The organism is Bordetella petrii (assembly GCF_020991325.1).
Lineage (GTDB): Bacteria > Pseudomonadota > Gammaproteobacteria > Burkholderiales > Burkholderiaceae_B > Bordetella_A > Bordetella_A petrii_E.
In genome coordinates, this window is record NZ_JAJMLX010000164.1 from 1 (window position 1) to 10,182 (window position 10,182).

Sequence of the window (10,182 nt, forward strand, 5' to 3'; positions counted from 1 at the left end):
GGCGCTTGGCCAGTTCGTCAGACACCACCCGGGCCACGATGTCCGTGGCGCTGCCGGGCGAGAAGCCTACATACATCTTGATGGGTTTGTCGGGATAGCCCTCCGCCAGAGCCGGGGGTACCCCGCTGCAGGCAACCGCAAGGGCGGTTGTCAGGACGCGCACGCTGCCAAGCATGATTTGTCTCCTGTCATGTCATTTGTCAGGGCATGCTAGCTCTGCTTTGCCAATTGATCAACTATTTAGTTTTTAGAAGGTAATTTTTAGGTTTGTTATTTGTTTATTTTTTAGTAATCTAAAAAGTAGACTATTTTCACATTGCACGATGGCAGCCGTATCCTGCGGGGCGCGCCTTTACATTCCAGGAGTTCGAAAATGTCTGATCCTCGCCATCCGGCCCTCGGAAACGGGCCGCTGAGCGGTTACCGGGTCCTCGAGCTCGGCTCGACGGTGGCTGGTCCTTTTTGTGGCCGGCTGCTGGCGGATTTCGGCGCCGACGTCATCAAAGTCGAGCCGTTGGGCGGTGATCCCGTGCGAACCATGGGCAAGCAGTGCGACAACCAGTCGCTATACGCGGCAAGCATCCTGCGTAACAAATCGCTCGTGTCCATCGACTTGCGATCGCCGGCCGGGCAGGGCATCGTGCGCCGCCTGGCGGAACAGTGCGACGTCGTCATCGAGAACTTCCGTCCTGGCGGGCTCGAGAAATGGAACCTGGGGTACGAAGCCCTGTCCGCCATCAATCCGCGCATCATCATGGCGCGCATCAGCGGTTTTGGGCAAAACGGCCCATATAGCGAGCGTCCGGGCTATGGGGTAATTGGTGAAGCAGTCAGCGGGCTTCGCCACGTGACGGGCGACCCGGACCGCCCACCCACCCGCGCGGCAGTCTCGCTGACGGACTGCCTCACCGGCCTGTATGCAGCCTTTGGCATCCTGATGGCGGTACTGGCGCGGCAAAGCACCGGCAAGGGGCAGTACATCGATGCCGCCTTGTACGAATGCGCCTTCAGCATCATGGAACCCCATGTGCCGGCTTTCGACAAACTAGGTCTGGTGGCGCAGCGGGCCGGTTCGCGGCTGCCGGACAGCACGCCCAACAACCTGTATCCCACAGGCGATGGCGACTACATCCACATCACGGCAATGGCCGATGCCGTGTTCGGCCGGTTGCTGCACGCCATGGGCCAACCGGAGTTGGCGGAAGATCCACGGTTTTCCAGCCCCCGCGCGCGCGCGACGAACGAAGCTGACCTGGATCGCGCGATCACCGCATGGACCACCACGCTTACCCTTGAACAGCTGGAAGCTGCGCTGGCCCTGGCCGAGGTGCCGGCCACCCGTATCTTCACCATGCAAGACATTTTCCGCGATGCGCACTTCAAGGCCCGCGACATGTTGGTGGACTTGCCGCACGATCGGCTCGGGTCGGTGAAAGTCGCCGGGGTGGTGCCCAAGCTGTCGGAAACACCTGGCCGCTTGCGCCGGGCCGGCGGCGTGGTGGGGCGCGACACTCAGCAGATCATGGCGGATATCGCCGGCTATGCCCCCGAAGAAATCGAGGCGTTGATCCAGGCGGGCATTGTCCGCGCCGCGGCAGCCGAACCGGACGCCAGCGTTTCGCGGGTTCCGCAACAGTAGTCCATGACAAAGGAAGCGCAATGTTCCAAAAAGTGATCGTCGCCAATCGGGGCGCCATTGCCAGCCGCCTGATCCGCGCCTTGCGCGCGATGGGGATCCGATCCGTGGCGGTGTATTCCGAAGCTGATGCCGGGGCTCCGTACCTGGCGCAGGCTGATGAGGCGCACGCCATCGGGCCGGCGCTGGCGCGCGACAGTTACCTGGACCAGGATGCCTTCATTGATCTGATCAAGCGTACTGGTGCCGACGGACTGCATCCCGGCTATGGGTTCCTGGCCGAGAACGCGGCGTTCGCACGTCGCGTCAACGCCAGCGGCGCGACGTTCATCGGGCCGTCGGCCCACTGGATCGATGCCATGGGCCACAAGACCCGGGCGCGGGCGCTGGCGGAAAAGCATGGCTTGCCGGTGGGCAAGGGGTCGCCCATTCTGTCGGGCGACGATGCGCTGATGCAGCAGTACGCACAGGAAATCGGTTATCCGGTGTTGATCAAACCCGCCGCGGGGGGCGGCGGTATCGGCATGCTGGTGGCCCGCGATTCTGTCGAACTCGGCGTCATGGCCGAAAAAGCCCGCTCGCTGGCCATGCGCGGGTTCTCTAATGCGGAAATCTACCTTGAACAATATCTGCAACGCCCACGGCATATCGAGTTCCAGCTTCTGGGCGACAAGACCGGCCGGGTGAGGCACTTGTTCGACCGCGATTGCTCGCTGCAGCGGCGGCATCAGAAAATTATCGAGGAAGCCCGCGCGCCCGCGGCCGACAGGGGCAAGATCGATGCGCTGGCCCGCCACCTGGCCGATACGTTCTCGCAGTTGGGCTACGACAACATCGGCACGGTCGAAACCCTGATGAGCCAGCAGGGCGATTTCCACTTTCTGGAAATGAACACGCGCCTGCAGGTCGAGCATGGCGTGACGGAAGCGATTACCGGCGTAGACCTGGTGCGCGCGCAAATCCAGGCCGCGGCCGGCCTGGCGCTGGATGATTTCCTGCCGGCGGATATCCAGGCCCGAGGTCATGCCATCGAAGCCCGTGTCTATGCGGAAGATTCCCGGCGCTTCCTGCCGTCATGCGGGCAGCTCAAGGTATACCGCCCGCCGCGCGGCCTGCGGGTGGAGACCGGCTACGCTGAAGGCCAGTCGGTTACGCCGCACTACGATCCCATGCTGGCCAAGCTGATCGCGCATGCCGATACGCGCGTCGCAGCCATCGACCAGTTGCTGGCGGCGCTGGACGAGTTCGAGATAGATGGCGTGAAGACCAACCTGGATGCGTTGCGTGTGTTGTTGCGCAACGATGCATTTCGCCAGGGCGATGTACACACGGGGCTGGTGCAGGAAGTGGTTCTGGACGCTGCCAGGAAGGCGCCTGCCCCGGCGCTCGCCTAATGTTGGCAGGGATACGCCTTGCCCAGCGCCTCGACGACGATGCCGGCGGCCGGCTCGGACCGGCGCGCTTCGGGCAGGTCGGCCAGGTAGTCGAGCACGGGGGCCGGCATGGCTTCCATGTCCAGCCCCGATGCCGGGCACCACTGCTTGCCCGTGGCGCTGTCGGCAATGCCCAGGATGTACGAGGTGGCCATCAAGGTAGACAGCATGGTGCGCTGCGCCGGGTCTTTTACCCAGGAAGCCAGGCTGCCTTGCATGATGCCGTCGTAGAGTTCCTGGGCCGTGATGGGGCGGTAAGGCTCCGCTGGCGGCTGGGCGGCATACGCGATGGAAGCGGCCGACACTGCGCCGAGCACGAGCGTGGCCAGGCGGCGGCGTGCGCGCTGGGTCATGTTCGAAGTCCTGATCCTGGTGGGGCGGGAGCCCATGTTATCAGGGCTGGCGAGTCATGCCGTCCGCCTTCACCGGATCTCCGGGTACCCGCGCGCGAGCGCCGCCTGCTCCATATCCACCAACGCTGAATAGCGCACGGGATCGGGCCGCACGAAGCGCGCCACGTGCGCATTGCGCAGCAGCGTCGCGTCGCGCGGGTCTTTGTGCAGGATGAGCAGCGCCTGCGACAGGCGCGCCGCGACCGCGGCATCCACGTCGGGCCCCGCCACCAACAGGGGGTTCGGGGTCCACGGCGTATAGGCCAGGGTGCGCAGCCCGGCCAATGCGCCGGGATCGTGCGCGCGCAGCAGGTCCAGGTACCAGCTGTCCACGGCGGTCAGGTCGATTTCCTTGTCCGTCAGCGCGCGCAGCAGCCCGCGCGGGTTGCCATAAGGCCCCTTGGAGGCGGAGAACCGCGAGCCGCCGGCGGGCAGCCGCCGCGCCAATACCGCGCGCGGCGCGTTCCAGCCGGATTGCGAGTCGCGTACCATCCAGCCGTAACGGCCGCCGGCCGTGTCGGCCAGGGTGCGCCATGGGCTGTCGGCGCGCACCAGGAACTCGCTGCGATAACGCGCCCGGCCCCGGTAGGCCGGCCAGTCCGGGACCACGCCCGCGATGGGAATGTAGGCGCGCCCGGCCTGCAAGGCCATCGCGAAAGGCCATCCGCACATGAACGCGCCGCACAGGCCGGGTTGGTTCCACAGTTCGCCGATGGGCGCTGGCCAACCGTGTTCCACGAACCGCACTTCCAGGCCGGCCCGCGCGTGGGCGGATCGCAGCAGCGCGTGCCATGCGTCGCGCGCCGCGGGGGCCGCGTCGTACATGCGGGTCGAGGCAATCAGTTCCATGGCGCAGCGCCTAGGCGAACTTCAGCGTCTGGCCCAGGCCCATCTTGCGGGCTTTCTCGAGCATGGCGTGGCCCAGCGCGATGTCGGTGGTGGACAAGCCCCGGTGCCAGAACAGGATGGTTTCGTCGTCGCGTTCGCGCCCCGGCTTTATTCCCGCCACGATCTGGCCCAGTTCGGCGTGCAGGTTCTCCTGGGTGATGCGGTCGCTGTCGACGTGGGCGCGCAGCGCACCGTAGGGCAGGCCCTTGCGGCATTGGCCCCAGTCGTCCACGACGACCTTGCTCATGATGTCGGTCAGGCTCAGCTCTACCGCGCTCATGGTGCCGTAGGGCATGACCAGGGCGCCGGGCTTGATCCATTCCGTCTTGAGCAGCGGTGTGGGCTCGGGCAGACGCGAGGCCTCGACGATGATATCGGCGCCGCGCACGCACGATTCCCAGTCGTCCACCACCTTGACCGGCTTGCCCAGGTCTTGCGACAGGCGTTCGCCGAAGGCTTGCCGGCTTTCGGGGCGGCGCGAATGCACACGGATCTCGTCGAAGTTGTACAGGCTGTCCAGCAGGCGCACATTCCAGTACGAGGTACCGCGCGAACCAATGTGGCCCAGCACCTTGCTGTGCTTGGGCGCCAGGTATTTGGCGCCCAGCGCGGTGACGGCGCCGGTGCGCATGTCGGTGATGGCGGTGGCATCCACCACGGCCAGCGGCTTGCCGTTGACGGGGTCGAACAGGTTCAGCAGCGCCATCTCGGACGGCAGGTCGACCTTGTAGTTGTCGACGAAGTCGCTTACCACTTTCACGCCGGCGACGTGCAGGGGTTCGATATAGCCGCGCAGCACATTGAAGTGCCCCTTGGCCGAGGATTCGGGCACCAGGTGCATGCGCGGCTCGATGACCGTCTTGCCGCGGCCCTGCGCGTCCAGCGCGCTTTCCACGGCCGCCAGGATCTCGGCGTCGGTCAGGGCCAGCGCGCGTACGTCGGGGCCGTTAAGGTAGGTGATGTCGATGGACTGCATGGTGTCTCCTCGGTTATTGAATGGGCTGGATGCCGGCTTTCTTGACTATTTCCGCCCACTTGCGGGCCTCGTCCTGGATCGTGCCGGCAAAATCGGCGCGGCTGGAGCCGGCCGGCGTCACGCCCAGGCCGGCGAACTTCTGGCGCACGGTTTCCTGGCCGACTGCGGCGGCGATGTCGGCCTGCAGCTTGTCGAGGATCTCGGGCGAAACCTTGGCGGGCGCCACGATGCCGTACCACGAGGTCACGTCGAAGCCGGGGTAGCCGCTCTCGGCCACGGTGGGCACGTCCTTCAGCTGCGGCAGGCGCTCGGGGCCGGCCACCGCCAGGGCGCGCAGCTTGCCGGCCTGGATCTGCGGCAGCACGGTGGATACACCGGCGAACATCATGTCGACGTTGCCGGCCACCACGTCGTTCACCGCGGCAGCCATGGCGTTGTACGGAATGTGGCGGGTGACGATGCCGGCCGACTGGTTGAGCAGCTCGCCCGCCAGGTGGGCGCCGCTGCCGGGCCCCGGCGACGAATAGTTCAGCTTGTCGGGATGCTGACTCGCGTATTCCACCAGTTCCTTGAAGGTCTTGGCGGGCACGCGGTCGTTCACCACCAGCACGTTGGGCGAGGTGGCCAGCATGGTCACCGGCGCGAAGTCCCTGGCGGTGTCGAAGGGCAGCTTGGTATAGAGCAGGGGGTTGACGGTCAGGTTGCCCGCCGGCGCCAGCGCCAGCGTATAGCCGTCGGGCTTGGCGCGGGCAACGTAGTCCATGCCGATATTGCCGGACGCCCCGACCTTGTTCTCGATAATGACCGGCACGCCCCATTTGTTGCTGAGTTCCTGTCCGACGATGCGGGGCAGCGCGTCGGCGATGCCGCCCGCGCCGAAGGGCACGACGATGGTAACGGGCCGGTCGGGGTACTTGCCGCCGGCGGCGTAGGCCCCCGACGTGGACAGCGCGCCGGCCAGGATGGCGGCGGTCATGCGGATGACGAGAGATGTGTTCATGGTTTTCCCCTGTGCAGATCTCGCTGCTGTATCGGGCCGGCGCCTACTGTTCGGCGTCGCGGTCCCTTTCAAGAAAGCGGTCGGCGCGAGCAATGTCGTCGGCCAGCCGCCGGTCTTCCGACAGGAACGGCACTTGCCTGCGGAATGCCGCGAGCAATGCGCCGGTGCCCGTACCCACGCCACGTTGCGCATCGGCGCGGGTGCGCAAGTCCACTGCCTGTGCCGCGTGGATCAGCTCGATGCCCAGCAGGGTGCGCAGCAGGCGCGCCTGCTGGCCGACGCGCTGCGCCGCCAGCGGTGCATTGGTGGCTACGTCTTCAATATTGCCGGCGACGGCCAGTGTGTCCGAGGACACCGGGTGCGACAGCGCGCGGATCTCGGTGGCCAGCGCCGATACGGGCTTCTGGATAGTGGTGTAGGCCAGCGTCTTGCCGTCGGGGGCCAGGAAGCGCGACAGTTTCGTGAAGGTGGGATCGCCCATGCGCAGCACGCGCTGCGCCGACGACTGGGCCACGTGCGAAAGCGCCACGCCCACCGCTTCCAGCGGTACAACCCACACGGTAGGGTCGAAGCCGGCGCTGGGCAGGATGGCGCCGCGCACCTGTCCCTGCGTGACGTAGTAGCGTGCCTCTTGCGGGCTGGCGCCCGCGGGCGGGGCCGCGTCCAGCGCCACGGTGGGGTTGTCGTCCGAACTGTTGATCTGGATCGCCAACTGGGCGTCCAGCTGGCGCAACGCTTCGCGCGCCGCGCCGTGCACCTGGCTGACGGTGCGGAAACTCAACGGATCCTGCAGCGGCCGCTGATCGTCAACCTGCCACAGCGCGCTGCCTTCCAGCATGGCCAGGATGCGCCGCGCCGTTTGCATTTGCCCCGCATAAGGACGCTGGCCCTGGGTGGCCGCCAACAGCGGCGCCACATTGCCATTCAGGCCCTCGAGCGACAGGGCGGCCACTTCGTCGGCGCGGTCCAGCATCCGTTGCGCGTCGTGCGCGGCCAGGATGGCCAGTGCCGCGCCGTAGGCATTCGAGCTGAGCAGCGACAGCGAATCCTTGGCATAAGGCTTGACGGGCTCGATGCCGGCCTGGCGCATGGCCTCGGCCGCCGGCAGGGTCTTGCCGTTCACCTGGACCTGTCCTTCGCCCATCATAGCCAGGCCGATCTGCGGCAGGATGGTGATGTCGGCCTGGCCCACCGAGCCCTGGCCCAGCACCACGGGCGTCAGGCCCTTGTTCAGGAAGGCCTGGTACTGGCGGACCAGCGGCGGGCTCATGCCGGTGCCGCCGAACAGCGCGGTGTTCAGGCGCACCAGCATGGCGGCGCGCACGGCCTCGGCGGGGGCCGGCTGGCCGTAGGCCACCGTATGCGACAGCAGCATGCGGTGGTTGAAGGCCTCGGACAGGGCACGCGCTTCGTCCGAGAGCGTGTCGCCGGAGAAAATGGTCTGGTCCTTGTTCTGCCCCACGCCTCGGTTCAGGCCGTAGACGGGCTGGCCCAGCCGCCCGTATTCCAGCAGCAACGCGTGCGAACGTTCCACGCGTTGCCAGGCGCCTTCCGTGGGCCCCACGGGGCGGCCGCCGCGCGCCACTTCGATGACTTGCGCGGTGGTAAGCGTGCGGCCGTCCAGCGCCAGCGGCGCCCGTTGTGCAGGCGCCCCAGCCGTCGACGTGGCCGAGGCGCCGGAACCGTCGGCGGCCCAGGCTTGCGGAACATGCCAGGCACCCGTTGCCATGGCCAGGGCCAGGGCAGTCGCGCCGACTCCGCGGCGGCAAGCCCGCGGCAACAGTCTCAATGCGGTCGGTAGGGAATAGCGCATCACGACTCCTGGTAAATGGAGATGGCTGGAACTACGGCTTGAGCATGGGCAGATCCAGGCCGACGGCCTGGGCGCACTCGATGGCGATGTCGTAGCCGGCGTCGGCATGGCGCATCACGCCGGTGGCCGGATCATTGCGCAGCACGCGCGCCAGGCGCTGGTCGGCCTCGGCCGTGCCGTCGCACACGATGACCACCCCGGCATGCTGCGAGAAACCCATGCCCACGCCGCCGCCGTGGTGCAGCGACACCCAGGTGGCTCCGCCGGCGGTGTTCAGCAGGGCATTCAGCAGCGGCCAGTCGGATACGGCGTCGGATCCGTCGCGCATCGATTCGGTTTCGCGATTGGGGCTGGCCACCGAGCCCGAATCGAGATGGTCGCGGCCGATGACAATGGGAGCGCTCAGTTCGCCGTTGCGCACCATCTCGTTGAAGGCAAGGGCCAAGCGGGCACGGTCGCGCACGCCCACCCAGCAGATGCGCGCCGGCAGTCCCTGGAAAGCAATGCGCTCGCGCGCCATGTCCAGCCAGTTGTGCAGGTGCTTGTCGTCGGGGATCAGTTCCTTGACCTTGGCATCTGTCTTGTAAATGTCTTCCGGGTCGCCCGACAGCGCGGCCCAGCGGAACGGCCCGATGCCTTCGCAGAACAGCGGGCGGATATAGGCAGGCACGAAACCGGGAAAATCGAAGGCATTGGCCACGCCTTCTTCCAGCGCCACCTGCCGGATGTTGTTGCCGTAGTCCAGCGTGGCGGCGCCGCGCTGCTTCAGTTCCAGCATGGCGCGCACGTGCACCGCCATGGATTGCCGGGCCGCCGCCACGACGGCCGCGGGATCATCCTGGCGCTGGTCGCGCCAGCGCTGCATCGTCCAGCCCTGCGGCAGATAGCCGTTCAGCGGGTCATGGGCCGAGGTCTGGTCGGTGACGCAGTCGGGTGTGATATTGCGGCGCACCAGTTCCGTCACGATGTCGGCCGCGTTGCCCAGCAGGCCCACCGAGACCGCGCGGTTCTCGCTACGCGCCTGTTCGATGATGGCCAGTGCTTCGTCGAGCGAAGTGGCCTTGACGTCGATGTAGCGGGTGCGCAGCCGGAAATCGATGCGCGATTCGTCGCATTCCACCGCGATCATGCTGAAGCCGGCCATGGTTGCGGCCAGCGGCTGCGCCCCGCCCATGCCGCCCAGGCCCGCGGTCAGAATCCAGCGGCCGTTGGGCTTGCCGCCGAAGTGCTGGTTGGCGACCGCGTAGAAAGTTTCGTAGGTGCCCTGCACGATGCCCTGCGAACCGATGTAGATCCAGCTGCCGGCGGTCATCTGGCCGAACATCATCAGGCCTTTGCGGTCGAGCTCGTGGAAGTGTTCCCAGGTGGCCCAGTGCGGTACCAGGTTGGAATTCGCCAGCAGCACGCGGGGCGCGTCGGCGTGCGTCTTGAAGACGCCCACCGGCTTGCCGGACTGGATCAGCAGGGTTTCGTCGGCTTCCAGGCGGCGCAGTACTTCCAGGATCTTGTCATACGACTGCCAGTCGCGGGCCGCGCGGCCGATACCGCCGTACACCACCAGCTCGTGAGGGTGTTCGGCCACTTCGGGGTCCAGATTGTTCTGGATCATGCGGTAGGCAGCCTCGATCAGCCAGTTCTTGCAGGTGAGGGTGCTGCCGCGCGGGGCGCGGATGCTGCGTGAGGCGTCGTGGCGGGCGGGGGTGTGGGCGCTCATGGCGTGTCTCCGTCGGGTTTCTATTTATGCGGGGTGGCTCGGGCCGCTTGCGCGGACACCGTGGCATAGCCGCTCAGGCGGTACGAGTTGCCCGGATGGATCAGGCGGGCGAAAGTCGCGATGTGGGGGGCCGTCCAGGTGCGCCGCAGCACCTGCAGGCAGGCCTGCGGGCCTTGCAGGCCCAGCCAGCCCGCCACCTCGTCGTTGGCCAGGATGGCCTCGATGGTGTGCTCCACCGCCGTCAGGGGCGCGACGCGGCTCAGATAGGCATTGGGTGTTTCGCGGCTGAAGTCTTGTTCCAGGTATCCGGGCGCGGCCTGCGGGTTGACG

At 66.7% G+C, this 10,182-nt stretch carries 9 protein-coding genes; 2 read left to right on the plus strand and 7 right to left on the minus strand.

Features of this window, described 5'->3' with window-relative positions; genetic code table 11:
- Positions 1–373: 373 nt before the first annotated feature.
- Positions 374–1,639 (plus strand): CaiB/BaiF CoA transferase family protein, encoded by a 1,266-nt coding sequence (locus LPZ50_RS16055; protein WP_230662537.1) that lies wholly within the window; start codon positions 374–376, stop codon positions 1,637–1,639.
- Between the two features lie 20 nt (positions 1,640–1,659).
- On the plus strand, positions 1,660–3,030 hold the full coding sequence (locus LPZ50_RS16060; RefSeq protein WP_230662539.1) for an acetyl-CoA carboxylase biotin carboxylase subunit: 1,371 nt from the start codon (positions 1,660–1,662) through the stop codon (positions 3,028–3,030).
- On the opposite strand, the gene LPZ50_RS16065 is transcribed toward LPZ50_RS16060, so the two are convergent.
- From LPZ50_RS16065 to LPZ50_RS16095, 7 genes are all read right to left on the minus strand, one after another.
- Positions 3,027–3,422, minus strand: a complete 396-nt coding sequence (locus LPZ50_RS16065) for a Rap1a/Tai family immunity protein (RefSeq protein ID WP_230662541.1) — start codon at positions 3,420–3,422, stop codon at positions 3,027–3,029. The genes LPZ50_RS16060 and LPZ50_RS16065 overlap by 4 nt on opposite strands.
- 69 nt (positions 3,423–3,491) lie before the next feature.
- Positions 3,492–4,310, minus strand: a complete 819-nt coding sequence (locus LPZ50_RS16070) for a phosphate/phosphite/phosphonate ABC transporter substrate-binding protein (protein ID WP_230662544.1) — start codon at positions 4,308–4,310, stop codon at positions 3,492–3,494.
- 10 nt (positions 4,311–4,320) lie between these two features.
- The gene (locus LPZ50_RS16075) at positions 4,321–5,325 is read right to left on the minus strand and encodes an ornithine cyclodeaminase family protein (RefSeq protein ID WP_230662546.1); all 1,005 of its coding nucleotides are present in this window, start codon (positions 5,323–5,325) and stop codon (positions 4,321–4,323) included.
- A gap of 13 nt (positions 5,326–5,338) precedes the next feature.
- Positions 5,339–6,325, minus strand: a complete 987-nt coding sequence (locus LPZ50_RS16080; protein WP_230662548.1) for a Bug family tripartite tricarboxylate transporter substrate binding protein — start codon at positions 6,323–6,325, stop codon at positions 5,339–5,341.
- A 43-nt stretch (positions 6,326–6,368) separates the two neighbouring features.
- Complete coding sequence (locus tag LPZ50_RS16085) at positions 6,369–8,054, minus strand: HAL/PAL/TAL family ammonia-lyase (protein WP_230662550.1); 1,686 nt, start codon at positions 8,052–8,054, stop codon at positions 6,369–6,371.
- Positions 8,055–8,169: 115 nt separating this feature from the next.
- On the minus strand, positions 8,170–9,852 hold the full coding sequence (gene hutU / locus LPZ50_RS16090) for a urocanate hydratase (protein WP_230662552.1): 1,683 nt from the start codon (positions 9,850–9,852) through the stop codon (positions 8,170–8,172).
- Between the two features lie 20 nt (positions 9,853–9,872).
- The coding region (locus tag LPZ50_RS16095) for a UTRA domain-containing protein (RefSeq protein WP_230662553.1) at positions 9,873–10,182 on the minus strand (310 nt) is incomplete at its 5' end.